Genomic DNA, 15,602 nt, shown 5'->3' on the forward strand with positions numbered 1-15,602 from the left:
CATGACGCCGACCCATGTGAACGACCCCGATGATCCGCGCATCGCCGCCTTCCGCAATGTGAAGGAGCGCGACCTGACCGGGCGGCAGGGCCTGTTCGTCGCTGAAGGCGAGGTGGTGCTGCGCGTGCTGGCGTCCGAGGCGTCGCGCTGCGAGCCGGTGTCCGTCCTGATCGCCGAGAAGCGCCTGGAGAACCTGCGAGGGGTGCTGGAGCGCCTGCCGGGCGGCGTGCCGGTTCATGTGGCGTCGCAGGCGGTCCTGAACGCCGTGGCGGGGTTCGACCTGCATCGCGGCATTCTGGCTCTGGGGCGCAAGCCTGAGGTCGTCGATCCGGGCGCTCTGCTGGACAGCCTGCCAGAGCGGGCCGTGGTGGTCGTGGCGTGTGGAATCGGCAATCACGACAACATGGGCGGGCTGTTCCGCAACGCCGCCGCCTTTGGAGCCGGAGCGGTGCTGCTGGATCGGACCTGCTGCGATCCTTTCTATCGCAAGGCGATCAGGGTCTCGGTCGGGGCCGTGTTGCGGACGCCCATGGCGACGGAGCTTGAGGCCGAAGCGATGATCGAGCTGTTGCAGGGCAGGGGCTTTGAGGTGCTGGCCCTGACGCCCTCTGCGGACCAGACGCTGACGGAGCTGAAGCCGGAGAGGCGTACAGCTCTTCTGTTGGGCAGCGAAGGGCCTGGTCTGCCGCGAGACCTGATCGCGCGCTGTCGTCCGATCGGTATCCGGATGGCGGGCGGATTCGATTCGCTGAACGTGGCGACGACCAGCGCCGTCGCCCTGCACCATCTGACGACAGCGGGAGCGGGCTAGGTCAGAAAACAAGAAAGCCGCCCCGAAGGGCGGCTTTCTCGATGTTCATCGCGATGGAGGCCTGACCGGGAATCGAACCCGGGTGCAAGGATTTGCAGTCCTCTGCGTCACCACTCCGCCATCAGGCCGTGACCCCTTATCGGTGGGGCCCCGCCATCGCGAGGGCCGTCAGCTATCAGATCGGATTGTCCGCTGCAACGCACGGACCTATAAGCGCGTCACATTTCTTCGCCTGAGCCGACCTGAAGGACTTCGGATTATGGATTTCGCCGCCGCCCGCAAGGTGATGCTGGACTCGCAGGTCCGTGTGAACGACGTCACCGACCGCCAACTGCACGCCGCTATCGGCGCTGTGGAGCGCGAGCGATTCTGCGCCGCCGACCGCGCCTTCTCGGCCTATGCCGACGTCGAGCCGGAAATTGCGGGCGACCGTCGCCTGATGCTGCCGCGCGATGTGGCCAAGCTGCTGCAAGGGCTGGACGCCCGCGCCGGTGAAAAGGCCCTGGCGATCGCCGCGCCGTACGCCGCCGCCGTCCTGGCGCACATGGGCCTGTCGGTTACGGCTCAGGAATCCGACGCGGCCGTGTTCGACGTGGTCGGCGCCGCGCTGGCCGAGGCCGGGGTCGAGACCGTCGTGGCGCCGCTAAGCCAGCCGCAGGCCGAGGGCTACGACCTGATCATCAGCGAAGGCGCGGTTATTGAGCGCCCCGAATCGTGGATTGCGGCCCTGCGTCCGGGCGGCCGTCTGGCTGTGGTGGAGCGCGACGGCGCCAGCGGCGCGGCCATCCTCTATGTGCGTGGTCGCGAAGGCGTTTCGCGGCGCGAACTGTTCGACGCTGCGCCTGAGTTGCTGGCGGAAATGGTCCCTGCGCCTGCGTTTGCGCTTTAAGGCTATTGGCGGCGACGGAAGGGGCGTCGCGGTGCGTGAAAAAAACTTAACTGGCGTCGGACGCGGCTAGCCCCCAACTACGCCGCTACAAGGCACTACAGGCGCGCCGGATGGGGGCGTCAGGCAGGGACAGGTTCATGTTGAAACGCTCGCGCGCGCTCGCTTCGGTCGCACTGGTCGCATTGACGATGGGGGCGACGCCGGTCTTCGCCGAGTCGCTTCAGGAAGCCATCGGTCTGGCCTATCGCACCAATCCGACCCTGTTGGCGCAACGGGCAAATCAACGGGCCCTGGATGAGAGCATCGTCCAGGCGCGCGCGGGTCTGCGCCCGACCGTCAACGCTTCGGCGGGTGTCGATTACAGCCGCACGCGCACCGATCGTGTGACGACGACGATCCCCGGTCAGACCTTCCCGATCGACACCAACGGCGACGGCGTGCCCGACGCCACCGGCACGCTGCCGGGCAGCAGCAGCATCAGCGGCGGGACGATCGAAAGCGACGGCGCCAGCGCCAGCGTCAGCCTGACGCAGAATATCTGGACGGCTGGGCGCGTGTCGCACGGCATTTCTGCGGCCGAAGCCAATGTGCTGGCCGGTCGCGAGAACCTGCGTCAGGTCGAGCAGCAGGTCATGGTGACGGTCATTCAGGCCTACGCCGACGTCACCCGCGATCTGGAAATCCTGCGCATCCGCCAGGAGAACCTGAAGGTGCTGCGTCGCCAGTTGGATGAATCGAACGCTCGATTCGAGGTTGGCGAGATCACCCGCACCGACGTCGCTCAGTCCGAAGCCCGTCTGGCGCAGTCCGAATCCGATCTGGCCAGCGCTCAGGCGCAACTGTCGGTGTCGCGCGCGGCTTACGCCGCCGTCGTGGGACAGGCGCCGTCCAACCTGCAGACCCTGCCGACGCTGCCGGGCCTGCCGACCGATTTCGACAGCGCCATGGACGTCGGCCTTGCCGAGAACCCCGGCGTGCTTTCCGCCGTTCACGCTCAGCGCGCGGCCGAGGCCAATGTAGCGGCGGCGCGGGCGGAATATCTGCCTTCGGCGCGCTTGAACGCCTCCTATGGCGGGACGGCCAATGATCTGTCGGGCTTGGACCTGGGCGATCGCACCAGCTTTACGGCGGGCGCCACGGTCTCCGTGCCCTTGTTCACGGGCGGCCTGAATCGTTCGCGCGTCGCCCAGGCTCTGGAGCGCGCCAACGCCGCACAGATCAATGTCGAGGGTGAACGTCGCACGGTTCTGCAGTCGGTCAGCTCGGCCTATGCTCAGAGCACTTCGGCGCGTTCCAGCGTTCAGGCTGGCGAACAGGCGGTGCGCGCCGCCTCGGTCGCCGCCGAGGGCGTGCGCCAGGAAGCTCAGGTCGGCCTGCGCACCACCCTGGACGTGCTGAACCAGGAGCTTGAACTGCGCAGCGCGGAAGTCGCCCTGACCAGCGCTCGCCGCAACGAATATGTGGCCCAGGCCCAGCTTCTGGCGGCCATGGGGCGTCTGGGCGGTCCCAACCTGGATCCGACGATCGATGCCTATGACCCGTCCGACAACTATCGCGCGGTGCGCAATCGCGGCGCCCTGCCTTGGGATGGCGTGATCGAGGCCATCGACCGCGTCGCCGCCCCGGCCACGACGCCCGCCGTCGATGTGGAAGATGCGCCGGTTGATCGTCAGTTGAAGGGCGAAGTCGTTCGCACTGCTCCCCAGGGCTGAAGACTGAACGACAAAACGTTCGTTGATTCCGACGGGCGTTGATGCGACGACAGGATTCAAGGGGAGGCGAGTCTGAAAGCTCGGTCCCCATCGTCGCCTGCCTAGTCCGCATCGGTTGGCGAGTGTCCCCGTTCGAGCGCCCAGGTTGAGGTTCCGACATGACCGAACAAGCCGCCCAGGAACCGACGATGGAAGAGATTCTGGCGTCGATCCGCCGGATTATCTCTGAAGACGACGCTCCGGCTGAAACCGCCGCCGCGACGGAGACGGCTCCCGAGCCCGCGCCGGAGCCAGAACCCGTCGTCGCCGAGCCGGAGCCCGCTCCGGTGGAGGACGAAGTGCTGGAACTGACCGAGCCTTATGAGGCGCCAGCCGCCGAAGCCATCGGCGATCTGGACGTGGCGGACGCTGCGCCGTTCCCAGCCGAGGCTGCGCCAGCCGCGCCGCAGCCCGCCGTCGCGACGGCAGAGGTCGAAACTCTGGTCGGCGAAACCGCTGCGGCCAGCGCGGCCTCGGCCTTCGCCGGTCTGGCCGCCAGTTTCCAGAAGCCGGAACCTGCGCCGGTCGCTTCGGCCGCCGACATGAACTTCATGAGCGGCAATACGGTCGAGGCCATGGTCCGCGAGATGCTGCGTCCGATGCTGAAGGATTGGCTGGACGCCAACCTGCCCGCCATCGTCGAGACCCAGGTCCGCAAGGAAGTCGAACGCATCGCCCGCAACGCAGGCTGATCGCTTCAAAACCTAGCTGAGTTTTACGACGCCCCTTAGTCCGCTGAGGGGCGTTCGTTTTTCCAGTCGAACAGGGCCTCCAGCAGACGCACGGCCTGACCGCGCTCGCTGGCTAGCTCGGGGTCGCGGCCCAGCAGCAGACGTGCGTCGTCCGCCGCCGCCAGCAGCAGCGAGCGATGGCGGATCGGATCGGCGAATCGATAGGCCGGGAAGCCGCTCTGTTTCAGGCCTAGCGGGTCGCCGCCGCCGCGCAGGCGGAAGTCTTCCTCGGCGATGACGAAGCCATCCTCGGTACGGCGCAGGGTCTCAAGTCGTTCTTTCGCCGTCTCGCCCAGGGCGCCGTCCTCGCCGCCGTACAGCAGGATGCAGGAGCTGGCCTTGGCGCCGCGTCCCACGCGACCGCGAAGCTGATGCAATTGCGCCAGGCCGAAGCGGTCGGCATGCTCGATCACCATGATGGAGGCGTTGGGCACGTCGACGCCGACCTCGACGACGGTCGTCGCGACCAGAACGGGCAGGCGGCCCGCCGCGAACTCGGCCATCACCGCTTCGCGCTCGGCGCCCGGCATCTGGCCGTGGGCCAGGCCGACCTCGGTTCCCAGATATTTGCGCAGGTCATTGGCCCGATCCTCGGCGGCGGCCAAGTCGATGGCCTCGGATTCCGCCACCAGAGGACAGATCCAATAGGCTTGGGCGCCCGCCTCAACCGCCGCCTTCAGGCGTTTCGCAACCTCGCCGATGCGCGCCAGCGGCAGGACGGCCGTGGTCACGGGCGTGCGGCCGGGCGGTTTCTCCATCAGGCGGCTGACCTCCAGTTCACCGTACTGTGTCAGCTCCAGCGTGCGCGGGATCGGCGTCGCCGACATGGTCAGCAGATGGACGCCGCCCAGAGCCGGATCGCCCTTGGCCTGCAAGCGCTGACGCTCGCGCACGCCGAAGCGGTGCTGTTCGTCGATGACGGCCAGGGCCAGCCGGTTGAACTGCACCGCGTCCTGGAACAGGGCGTGGGTGCCGATGGCGACCTGGGCCTCGCCCGATGCCAGAGCCGCCAGCTTGACGCGCCGTTCCGCCGTCGTGTCACGTCCGGTGAGCAGCAGGCTGGACACGCCCGCCTGCTCCAGCATTGGCGACAGCTTTTCATGGTGCTGGCGCGCCAGAATCTCGGTCGGCGCCATCAGGGCCGCCTGAAAGCCGCTGGACGCCGCATCGGCGAGGGCCACCGCTGCAACCGCCGTCTTGCCCGAGCCGACGTCCCCTTGCAGCAGCCGTCCCATCTGCTCGCCGGAAACCAGGTCAGCGCGAATCTCGGCGATGGCCTGTTCCTGTGCGCTGGTCAGGGCGAAGGGCAGTGCGGCTAGCAGGTGGGCTGATGCCTCACCCGGCGTGATACGGGCGGCGGGCGTGATCTGACGCGCGCGGCGACGACGGGTCAGAGCCAGTTGGTGGGCGAACAGTTCGTCATAGGCCAGACGCTGGCGCACCGGGGCGTCCGGCGTCAGGTCAGATTCGGTCGTCGGCGCGTGCAGGGCTTCCAGCGCCGCGCGCCAGCCGACCCAGCGACGCGCCGCCAGCCAGTTCGGCTCCTGCCACTCCGGCAGTTCGGGGGCGAGGGCCAGAGCGCCCTGCGCCAGCTTGCGGATCTGGCGCGAGGTCAACCCCTGCGTCGCCGGATAGACGGGTTCGGACAGCGGAATCTCATCCGCCTTCTCGACCGGCAGGATGTAGTCGGGGTGGGCGATCTGGACTTCGCTGTTGAAGCGCTCGACCTTGCCCGTCACCAGACGGCGCGAACCGCGTGGAGCCAGGCTCTCGATATGGCGCGGCGAACCGGCGAACCAGATCAGGTGGATGAAGCCGGTGTCGTCGATGGCGCGGACCTTGATCGGCGCGCCGTGTTTGTGCGGCGGAATCAGGCGGTCAATCGTCACCTCGAAGACGCCGATCTCGCCGTCGACGGCCTCCATCGCCGTGGTGCGCCGCCGCTGGATCACGCCGCTGGGCGACAGAAACAGCACGTCGCGCACGAGCGGGCCCGCCACCTTCTGCACCAGAGGCGCGCTGCGCGGCCCCACGCCTTTCAGCGTGGAGACGTCGGCGAACAGGGGAAAGAGAATCTCGGGCCTCATCATTGGACAGCATAGCTGGCGAAGCGGCGTCTGGAACGCTATCTGATCGGCCTCTTACCGAAGTGAACGGACAGGCAAGGAAACCGCGTGGCCGATATCGACGCACGTCCCGAGGACGCCCTGATTTCTGACGAGCGCAAGACGCGCCTGGGCCGCATCGCCTTCCGCGCCTGGCGCCGGGGATTCCGCGAGGCGGACATGGTGCTGGGGCCCTTCGCCGATCAGATCACGCCGACGCTGGACGACGACGAACTGACCGAGTTCGAGCGCCTGCTGGATGAAGAGGACCAGTACCTCTACGCTTGGATCATTGAGCGCGAACCGACGCCGCCCGAGTTCGAAGGGCCTATGCTGGCTCGCATCCGCGCCTTCATGCGCGAACATGTTGCGGCCGAAGTGGCCAAGGGCATCGGTTGATGGGCGCGGCGCTGGCGCGGATCGACGCAGAACTGGGCGGCGCGCCGGAGGGGCTAGACGCCCTGATCGTCGCCGAACGCATTAAGGCCCAGGGCGGGACGGCTCTGTTTATCGCGCGCGATTATCAGCGCACAGGCAATTTCATCCAGGCCTTCCGCTTCTTCGCCAAGGATGTTGAAGTTCTTGAATATCCGTCGTGGGACTGTTTGCCCTATGACCGGCTGAGCCCTACCGCTTCGGTCGCGGCGCAACGCATGGCGACTCTGACCCGGTTGGCGACGCGCGATCCGTCGGACCGAACGCCGCTGCTGGTGGTCGCCACGGTCGCAGCCGCCTCCCAGCGCACGCCGCCGCGCAGCGCCGTTACGGGCGCCGGTTTCGCGGCCAAGGTCGGCGCAGATCTCGATACGGCGGCTCTGGAACGCTACGTCGCGGCCAACGGCTATGTGCGCGCCTCGACCGTGTCGGAGCGCGGCGAATACGCCATTCGGGGCGGGGTGATTGACGTCTTCCCGCCGGGCTTCGAGGAGCCGGTGCGCCTCGACATGTTCGGGTCTGAGCTGGAATCGATCCGCGCCTTCGACCCCGAGACTCAGCGTTCGACGCGCCAGTTGAAGGCGGTTTCGCTGTCGCCGGTGTCCGAAGTGCTGATGGATGCAGATTCGATCTCGCGCTTCCGCAGCGGCTATCTGAACCTGTTCGGCGCGCCGGGCGACGAGCCGATGTACGCCGCCGTCAGCGAGGGCGCGCGCCGTCAGGGCGTCGAGCACTGGCTGCCGCTGTTCTACGACAGGCTGGATACGCTGTTCGACTATCTGCCGGACATGGCGCCGGTCTTCCTCGACAGCCAGACGGAGCAGGCGCGCGCAGAGCGCTGGAACCTGACCGTCGACGCCTATGAGGCGCGCAAGGAGGCGGCGCGCGGCAAGGGCGGGGCGGCCTATCGCGCCCTGCCGCCTGCGCGGCTCTATCTGGACGACGGCGACTGGAACAGCGCCCTGGCCGGTCGCGCTGTGCGCCGTCTGTCGCCGCTGGCCGCCGGTTCGGGCGAGGACGCTGGCGGTCGACTGGGCCGCAGCTTCGCGGCCGAGCGGTCGCAGGACAGCGTCAACCTGTTCGCCGCCGTTGCTCAGCACGCCGAGGCGCTGAAAGGGCAGGGCAAGCGCGTCCTGTTCGCCTCATGGTCCGAAGGCTCGGCCGAACGTCTGGCCGCCATGCTGAGCGATCACGGTCTGACGCACGTCGTGGCGGTGCGCGACTGGGACGATGTGTCCGGCGCGCCCGACGGCATCTATCTGCGCGCAGTGCTGCCGGTTGAGCATGGCTTCGCCACCGACGATCTGGCCGTCATCTCCGAGACCGACATCCTGGGCGACCGTTTGGCGCGACCCAGGCGCAAGCGGCGGGCGTCGAACTTCCTGGCGGAAGCTTCGGCCCTGACGGCGGGCGATCTGGTGGTTCACCTGGATCACGGTATCGGCCGTTATGAAGGCCTGCGGACGCTGGAGATCCAGGAGGCGCCGCACGACTGCCTCGAACTCCTCTATGCTGGTGAGAGCAGGCTCTATCTGCCGGTTGAAAACATTGATCTTCTGACCCGATACGGCACGGACGCCGAAGGGGTTCAACTCGACCGTCTGGGCGGCGCAGGCTGGCAGGCGCGCAAGGCCAAGGCCAAGGAGCGCCTGCGCGCCATGGCCGAGGGGCTGATCGCCCTGGCCGCCAAGCGGGCGCTGCGCGTGTCCGACGCCATCGTGCCCCCCGCTGGTCTGTTCGACGAGTTCTGCGCCCGCTTCCCCTATGAGGAAACGGACGACCAACTGAACGCCATCGGCGACGTGCTGGAAGACCTGGGCAAGGGCACGCCGATGGATCGCCTGATCTGCGGCGACGTCGGCTTCGGCAAGACCGAGGTCGCCCTGCGTGCGGCCTTTGTCGTGGCCATGACGGGGCAACAGGTCGCTATCGTCTGCCCGACGACCCTGCTGGCGCGTCAGCACTTCAAGACCTTCTCGGAGCGCTTCGCCGGCTGGCCGATCAAGGTGCGCCACCTGTCGCGCATGGTCACGGCCAAGGACGCGAACGAGACGCGCGCGGGTCTGAAGGACGGCAGTTTCGAGATCGTGGTGGGCACCCACGCCGTGCTGGCCGATCAGGTCGGCTTCAAGGATCTGGGCCTCGTCATCGTCGACGAGGAGCAGCACTTCGGCGTCAAGCACAAGGAGAAGCTGAAGTCCCTGCGGGCCGATGTTCACCTGCTGACCCTGACGGCGACGCCGATCCCGCGCACCCTGCAGATGGCGCTGTCGGGCATCCGCGAGATGTCGATCATCGCCACCCCGCCGGTCGATCGTCTGGCGGTGCGGACCTATGTCACGCCGTGGGATCCGGTGCTGGTGCGCGAGGCCCTGCTGCGCGAGAAATATCGCGGGGGTCAGGCCTATTACGTCGCGCCGCGCCTGAAGGATTTGCCCGACATCGAGCGGTTCCTGCGCGAACAGGTTCCTGAGGTGAAGTTCGTCGTCGGTCACGGCCAGATGAGCCCGACCCAGCTGGAAGCGGTCATGAGCGCCTTCTACGACGGCGAATATGACGTGCTTGTCTCGACCACCATCGTCGAAAGCGGCATCGACATTCCAACGGCCAACACCCTGGTCGTGCATCGCGCCGACATGTTCGGCCTGGCCCAGTTGCACCAGATCAGGGGCCGGATCGGCCGGTCCAAGGCGCGGGCCTTCGCCTATCTGACAACTGATCCGACCAAGCCGCTGAGCCTGTCGGCCGAGCGGCGCCTCCAGGTGCTGCAGTCGCTGGATAATCTGGGCGCCGGCTTCCAGTTGGCGAGTCACGATCTGGACCAGCGCGGCGGCGGCAATCTGCTGGGCGACGAACAGTCGGGCCACATCCGCGAGGTCGGCGTCGAACTGTACCAGCAGATGCTGGAGGACGCCGTCGCCGAACTGCGCGAACAGGGCGAAGCGGCGCCGGATCGCGGTTGGTCGCCTTCGATCAATGTCGGCGCGGCCGTATTGATTTCAGAGGATTACGTCCCAGACCTGAACGTTCGTCTGAGCCTGTATCGCCGCCTGTCCGACGCCGAGAAGATGGAGGACCGCGAGGCCATGGCCGCCGAACTGATCGACCGGTTCGGTCCGCTGCCGGACGAGGCGCAGCAGCTTCTGCGGATCGTCGGGATCAAGGCCAACTGCCGCACGGCCATGATCGAGAAGATCGACATCGGGCCGAAGGGCGCGGTGCTGACCCTGCGCAACAACACCTTCCCCAACCCGATGGGGCTGGTGGGCCTGATCCAGAAGAACCACGCCTTCTGGAAGATACGCCCGGATCAGAAGATCGTGGTGAAGGGCGACTGGCCCACGCCGGAGGATCGACTGAAGGTCGCCGAGCGCATCACCGCCGATCTGGCGCGGGTGGCGGGAGCGGCCTAGCCGGCCCTTGATTGCATGCTGCGGATCAGGGCGCCGAACAGATTGACGTAGTCATCGGTCCACGGCCGTACTTCGGTCGGCTCCAGCTTGCGCCAGCGGCCGTCGGCCTTGAAGTCCGCCAGGCCTTCGGGCGTCGGCGAAATGGCCAGGGCCTCGGTCGAGGCTTCGGCCATCAGGGCGGCTTCCGGGTGCTCGATATAGATCTGGTGCAATTCGGTCGCGTCCAGTTCCCGGGCTGCTGCGACGGCGGGCAGGGTGATCTCCAGATTGCGGTTCGACAGGTGCAACACCACCACGCCCTTGGGCTTCAGCAGCTTGAGATAACCCGCGATCGCCTCGCGGGTCAGCAAATGAGTCGGCACGGCGTCGGACGAGAAGGCGTCGATGATCAGCAGGTCATAGGATCCGGCGGCCTCTTTGTTCAGCGTCAGCCGCGCATCGCCCAGAACGGTGCGGATCGGGCCGTCGGCGCAGTCTGAGATGAAGGTGAACCACTTGGGATCGCGCGACAGGCGGTCGACCATGGGGTCGATCTCGAAGAAGGTCATCTGGTCCGAGGCGCGCTTGTAGGCCGCCATGGCGCCCGAGCCCTGACCCACCACGCCGATGACGGCGTCGGGGCCGCGCGCCTGGATCAGTTCGGCCGCCTGCCCCAGCGGCGTGGTTTGCGCATAGTACATGGTCGGGGCGCAGGCGAAGTCGGGGTTGCGCGCCTGGGCGCCGTGCAGGGTGGTGCCGTGCATCAATACATGGACGTCGCCGCCCATCTTGGGGTCCGGCGTGACGGCCACGCGCATGACGCCGAAGAAGCTGCGCTCGGAAAGGCTCCAGTCGTAGCCTCGGCCGATGTAGTGGGCTGACAGAGTCATAGCGGCGACGACGGCGGTGAACATCAGTGCGCGGTCGCGGATCAGGAAGGCGCAGATGGCGGCGACGCCCAGGATGATCTGCGCCGTCGCGGTCAGTCCGAAATCGCTGAACGTGGCCCGCATCGACGGATTGTAGCGCATCATCTCGAACAGCAGCGGAACCGAGACCGCGATCACTAGACCCGCTGTCATCAGCCAGACCTCGCGCTTGGCCGGGCGGTCGCCCAGCCACGGGCGCGCCAGGCAGACCAGCACCATGACCAATGGGTATTCCAGCACCGTCTCGAACAGGACCGGCGCCAGCAGGGCGGTGAACGCGCCCCCCAGCACCCCGCCCAACGACATCAACAGATAGAACTCGGTCAGACGGTCCGGCGCGGGACGACGCGCGGCCAGCTGCTGGTGGCACATCAGGGTGGTGAAGAAGAAGGCGAGCAGATGCAGGCCCAGCAGCATCAGCCACTGCCCGGTCGTCATGCCGACCAGTGCGACGACCATGATGGTGAATGTCGCCTGTAAAACGAGGGTGACGGGCAGGGGTATCCAGGGCTTGGCCTGGAAGGCGATGACGAAGGTCAGCAGGTATAGGGCCAGGGGCGCGACCCACAGGAAGGGCGCTGAGGCCACATCGGTCGACACATGCGCCGTGACGCCTAGCATCAGGCTGGAGGGGGCTGCAGCAAGCAGAATTAGGATGATCTTGCGCGACCAGGGGATCGTCGGACTGCGCTTGGCCGACGCGGCGACGCGTGCGGCGCCGAGGCCGCGCGGCATGATGATGGCCAGACCCACGATCATCAACGCGAAGGCGCCGTACCCGACCGTCCAGCCGATCGTCTGCGCGGACAGGGACGCCAGCGGCTCTAAAAGAGCGGGGTAGGCCAGCAGGGCCAGAAAGCTGCCGAGGTTGGAGGCGGCGTAGAGAACATAGGGATTGGCCCCGTCGGGGCGGCCGGCCCGCGCTCGGGCGTACCAGGCCTGAAGCAGGGGCGCCGTGGCCGACAGGATGGCGAACGGCGCGCCCACGGATAGGGCCAGGGCGCCCAGCAGCCAGCCGATCGGCGCGGCCGGGTCGGGATCGCCCAGGGCCTGTGTGATGCTGAGCGGCAGGAAGACAGCCGCCGCCGCCAGCAGGACCAGATGCACCACGGCCTGCAATCGCACAGACGGTATCCGCTGCAGCAGGTGAGCGTAGAGATAGCCTGCGAGAAGCGCCGCCTGGAAGAATACCATGGCGGTGTTCCACACCGATGGCGATCCGCCCAGCAACGGCAGCACCAGCTTGGTCGCCATGGGCTGAACGATGAAGACCAGGCTGGCCGAAGTGAAGATGGCGACGGCGAAGGCCGCAGGTGTTATCGCATCGACCTTGCTTTGGGCCGGAGACAGGACGTGTTCGGTCATGCGCTGCTTTCGACCTCGGGCGGATGATTCGGTCGAGGCGAGGCTATGACGACTCGATGATGGAGCGAATTCCCATGTTGCCGCAGGATATCGAGGCGACTGCTGAAAGTGTGATCCGCCGCGCGATCGAGGCCGGCCTGATGATCGCCACGGCTGAGAGTTGCACCGGCGGCCTGGTGGCGGGCGCGTTGACGGCGATTGCGGGCTCATCGGCCGTCGTTGATCGCGGCTTCGTCACCTACAGCAATGAGGCCAAGACAGAGATGCTGGGCGTATCTCAGGACGTGCTGGCGCGTTTCGGCGCGGTGTCCGAGCCGACGGCGCGGGCCATGGCCGAAGGCGCGATAACGCATTCCCGAGCCCAGGCGGCGGTGTCGATCACCGGGATCGCCGGGCCTGGCGGAGGATCAGATGAGAAGCCGGTGGGGCTGGTCCATTTCGCCGTCACGGCGGCGGATGGAACCATCATTCATGTCGAAAAGCGGTTCGGCGCCGCCGGGCGGGACAAGGTTCGGTTGGAAAGCGTGCGCGTCGCCCTGAGCTTGTTGCTGGAGGTCGTATCGCGATGAAGCCTGTTGTCGTCGATGCGCGTGGTCACAAATGCCCTGTGCCCAGTCTGCGCTTGCGCAAGGCGATGGACGGGCGCCGCGCGGGCGAGCGGCTGACGTTATTGGCGACCGACCCCATGGCGCGGATCGACGTGCCCTTTCTGATGCAGGAACTGGGCGGACAGGTCATTCAGATCGAAGAAGCAGACGGCGTCCTGGAAATCACTGTCGAGAGCGGCGGCGCTCGGACAGGCTGACCACCGTATCGGAATAGGTTTCCGGCGAGGGCAGGGCGGCGCGCTTTTCCCAGTCGATCTCCAGTTCCGTGGCGAAGGCGCCGCCGTAGAAGACGGCATTGACGTTCCACGACAGCCAGATCAGCAGCACCACCACGGCGCCGACCGAGCCGTAGGTCGCGCCCAGATGCACGATTTGCTCGACATAGATGGTGCACAGCCAGGAGAAGAAGGTGGACATGATCGTGGCGACCAGACCGCCGACGATCGCCGCCTTCCACGCTACGCGTTTGGCGTGCGCCATGGCGTATCGATAGAGCATGGTCAGCCCCAGCCATAAGCCAAGAGCGGGCCACAAGCCGTCCAGAGGGAGAGTCAGCCAGCCGCCGGGCTGATCAGCATAGGCGTGCTCCATCAGGCGCGACGTGACCACGGCGCCTGACACTACGGTGAACAGGGCGAAGGCGGCCAGTGCGACGAGGAAGGCCAGCATGTTGAACTTGAAGAAGCCAAGCGGGTTCGTTTCGTCATGGATCAGGTTCAGACCCGCCAGCAACGCCTTGAAACCTCGATGCGCGGCATAGGCGCCGATGACCAGGGCGATCGCGCTCTGGAACGACACGGTTCGGGCCGAGGCGTTGGCCAGGCGGTCGATCTCATTCAGGAACAGGGTGCGCGCGGCCGACGGTATGACGTCCGCCAAGGCGGCCGCCTGTTCGCTGACCTGACCGATCGTCAGCACGGCCTTGTAGAAACCGATCAGGATGGCGATTGCCGGAAACAGGGCCAGCAGGGCGAAGAACGAGACCCCGCCGGTATAAAGCATGACGTCCCGGCCCCAACTCCTAGCGAAAGCGCGGCCCGCCAGGCGCGCCCCACGCATGGGCAGGTCCGCGAGCGGTAAGGGCTGGGTCAATCCGAAGCCTCGTCGTCGAACAAGCGGGGGGATTAACCCCATTTGGCACGAGGTGAAAACCCCTGAGCGCCATGTCACGCTACGCGTTCTTGCCCATTGCGGGGCGCAAAGACCCCGGTATCATGCCGGATGGTTCGGGCAAGGCGGCGGGGGCGGCCGGCCGAATCCAGGAGATTTTGCTTGCTTTCCAACCCGCGCGTGCTGGTCGTCGCCAGCCTCGATGACGCTCTGGATCCCCTGTGCGAGGGGTTGGATCGGCTGGGGTGGCGGACTGTGACCGCCCGGGATCTTGATGCGGCCTTGTTGGTGCTCGCGGACATGTCGATCGATGCCGCAGTGGTCGATGTGGATCAGTTCGACGCTCAGGAGATCGAGCGACTGCGGCGCTCGGCGGACGCTCGCTATCTGACGATCCTGGGCGTAGGTGAGCCCACTCGATCCGGCGTGAACGGGTGCGATCTGACGTTGTCCAAGGCGCCGCACCCGGCGCAGGCGGCGTTGCGACTGGAGCAGATGACTCGCGCCGCGGTGGCAGAGGAGGAGTTCGTCCTGCGTCAGGCCACTTTTGGTCAGCATGGCGTCACGCTGGCTGCGCCCGACGTTGAGAACGTTCGACTGAATATCTTGACCGCCGGCTCCGCCGATCGCCGGTTTCTGGCTCTTTCCAACGCCTTGACGGAGCTTGGAGCCGAGGTCGTGGCGGCGCCGACGCCCTACACGGCCTTCGACTATCTGCATGAGCGCGCATTCGACGGCGCTGTTCTGTGGGGCGACCGATCGCACGCGCCCGCATTGGCGATTGCGGCGGGGATGCGCCGGAACACCCGCCTCTACCACATTCCGTTGACCCTTTACCTATGGGACGAGGAGACTGGGCCGGACCTGGGCGATCTGTATCGTCGAGGATTCGCCGATGTGGCCGATCCCGAAACGTCGGAGGGCGACGCGGCTGCGCGCGTCATGGCGCTGGCGCGCAATCATCGCCGTCAACGGGGGCTTCGCCGCGCCCTGGACGCCGTTCGAGGCAGCGATCTGATGGATGAGGCGACGGGCCTGTTCAGTCGGGAGCTTTTCGCTTCCCACCTGAATCGTCTGGTCGGCGGGGCGAGGATGCGGTCGCGTACGCTTTCCGTGTGCGTTCTGCGCGTGGCGGATCGCGAGGCTGTTGCGGCAGCCAGGCCTGGAGGTTGGTTGGAGAAGGCCATACCGCAGGTAGGAGCCATGGTGTCGCGTCTGGTGCGGGTCGAAGATACCGCTGCGCGCCTGTCGAGCGAGACCTTCGCCCTGGCCTTGCCTGCAACGGACGAAGCCTCAGCACGCATCACGGCTGAACGGATCGCGGCCGTGATCGCCTGTACGGCCTTTGATGCCGGCAAAGACCGCTCGCCCTTCGTCGTCGAACTGGACGTCGGAGTGGCGCAACTGACCGCCGAAGACACGGCGCTGACTTTGCTGGAACGGGCCTCGGCCGGATTGCCGCGCGCCTGACCGGGC

12 protein-coding genes and 1 tRNA gene are annotated in these 15,602 nt (G+C 66.8%); 9 read left to right on the top strand and 4 right to left on the bottom strand.

Going from position 1 to position 15,602, the window contains the following annotated elements; translation table 11 throughout:
* Position 1 precedes the first annotated feature (1 nt).
* On the top strand, positions 2-811 hold the full coding sequence (locus AC3A3G_RS00230) for a TrmH family RNA methyltransferase (RefSeq protein WP_487487262.1): 810 nt from the start codon (positions 2-4) through the stop codon (positions 809-811).
* A 54-nt stretch (positions 812-865) separates the two neighbouring features.
* Here AC3A3G_RS00230 and AC3A3G_RS00235 read toward each other — a convergent pair.
* Positions 866-939, bottom strand: a tRNA-Cys gene (locus tag AC3A3G_RS00235).
* 131 nt (positions 940-1,070) lie between these two features.
* Between AC3A3G_RS00235 and AC3A3G_RS00240 the strand changes: the two genes are divergently transcribed.
* From AC3A3G_RS00240 to AC3A3G_RS00250, 3 genes are all read left to right on the top strand, one after another.
* A complete protein-coding gene (locus AC3A3G_RS00240) occupies positions 1,071-1,700 on the top strand; it encodes a protein-L-isoaspartate O-methyltransferase family protein (RefSeq protein WP_200165111.1) in 630 nt (209 codons plus the stop codon).
* Between the two features lie 137 nt (positions 1,701-1,837).
* The gene (locus tag AC3A3G_RS00245; RefSeq protein WP_200215906.1) at positions 1,838-3,412 is read left to right on the top strand and encodes a TolC family outer membrane protein; all 1,575 of its coding nucleotides are present in this window, start codon (positions 1,838-1,840) and stop codon (positions 3,410-3,412) included.
* 158 nt (positions 3,413-3,570) lie between these two features.
* Entirely contained in the window at positions 3,571-4,143 is a 573-nt protein-coding gene (locus AC3A3G_RS00250; RefSeq protein WP_368922714.1) for a DUF2497 domain-containing protein, read from the top strand.
* A gap of 35 nt (positions 4,144-4,178) precedes the next feature.
* On the opposite strand, the gene recG is transcribed toward AC3A3G_RS00250, so the two are convergent.
* Positions 4,179-6,269 (bottom strand): ATP-dependent DNA helicase RecG, encoded by a 2,091-nt coding sequence (gene recG / locus AC3A3G_RS00255; RefSeq protein WP_368922905.1) that lies wholly within the window; start codon positions 6,267-6,269, stop codon positions 4,179-4,181.
* Positions 6,270-6,356: 87 nt separating this feature from the next.
* Between recG and AC3A3G_RS00260 the strand changes: the two genes are divergently transcribed.
* Complete coding sequence (locus tag AC3A3G_RS00260) at positions 6,357-6,686, top strand: FAD assembly factor SdhE (RefSeq protein ID WP_200165108.1); 330 nt, start codon at positions 6,357-6,359, stop codon at positions 6,684-6,686.
* Positions 6,686-10,135 (top strand): transcription-repair coupling factor, encoded by a 3,450-nt coding sequence (gene mfd / locus AC3A3G_RS00265; RefSeq protein WP_487487263.1) that lies wholly within the window; start codon positions 6,686-6,688, stop codon positions 10,133-10,135. Before AC3A3G_RS00260 ends, mfd begins: the two co-directional genes overlap by 1 nt.
* Here the strand turns inward: mfd and AC3A3G_RS00270 are convergent.
* Positions 10,132-12,408, bottom strand: a complete 2,277-nt coding sequence (locus AC3A3G_RS00270) for a fused MFS/spermidine synthase (protein WP_487487264.1) — start codon at positions 12,406-12,408, stop codon at positions 10,132-10,134. The two genes, mfd and AC3A3G_RS00270, sit on opposite strands and share 4 nt — an antisense overlap.
* Positions 12,409-12,482: 74 nt before the next feature.
* Here AC3A3G_RS00270 and AC3A3G_RS00275 point away from each other — a divergent pair, with 74 nt between their 5' ends.
* Positions 12,483-12,977, top strand: coding sequence for a CinA family protein (locus tag AC3A3G_RS00275; RefSeq protein WP_200165105.1), 495 nt, complete (start codon positions 12,483-12,485; stop codon positions 12,975-12,977).
* Positions 12,974-13,213: a sulfurtransferase TusA family protein gene (locus AC3A3G_RS00280; RefSeq protein WP_125900280.1), complete on the top strand. Its 240-nt coding sequence runs from the start codon at positions 12,974-12,976 to the stop codon at positions 13,211-13,213. The genes AC3A3G_RS00275 and AC3A3G_RS00280 overlap by 4 nt, the downstream gene beginning before the upstream one ends.
* Here AC3A3G_RS00280 and AC3A3G_RS00285 read toward each other — a convergent pair.
* Positions 13,179-14,108, bottom strand: coding sequence for a YihY/virulence factor BrkB family protein (locus AC3A3G_RS00285; protein WP_234287786.1), 930 nt, complete (start codon positions 14,106-14,108; stop codon positions 13,179-13,181). The genes AC3A3G_RS00280 and AC3A3G_RS00285 overlap by 35 nt on opposite strands.
* A 180-nt stretch (positions 14,109-14,288) precedes the next feature.
* Here AC3A3G_RS00285 and AC3A3G_RS00290 point away from each other — a divergent pair, with 180 nt between their 5' ends.
* The gene (locus AC3A3G_RS00290) at positions 14,289-15,596 is read left to right on the top strand and encodes a diguanylate cyclase domain-containing protein (RefSeq protein ID WP_200165102.1); all 1,308 of its coding nucleotides are present in this window, start codon (positions 14,289-14,291) and stop codon (positions 15,594-15,596) included.
* Positions 15,597-15,602: the final 6 nt, after the last annotated feature.

Source organism: Brevundimonas sp. Soil_N_31, from assembly GCF_057655995.1.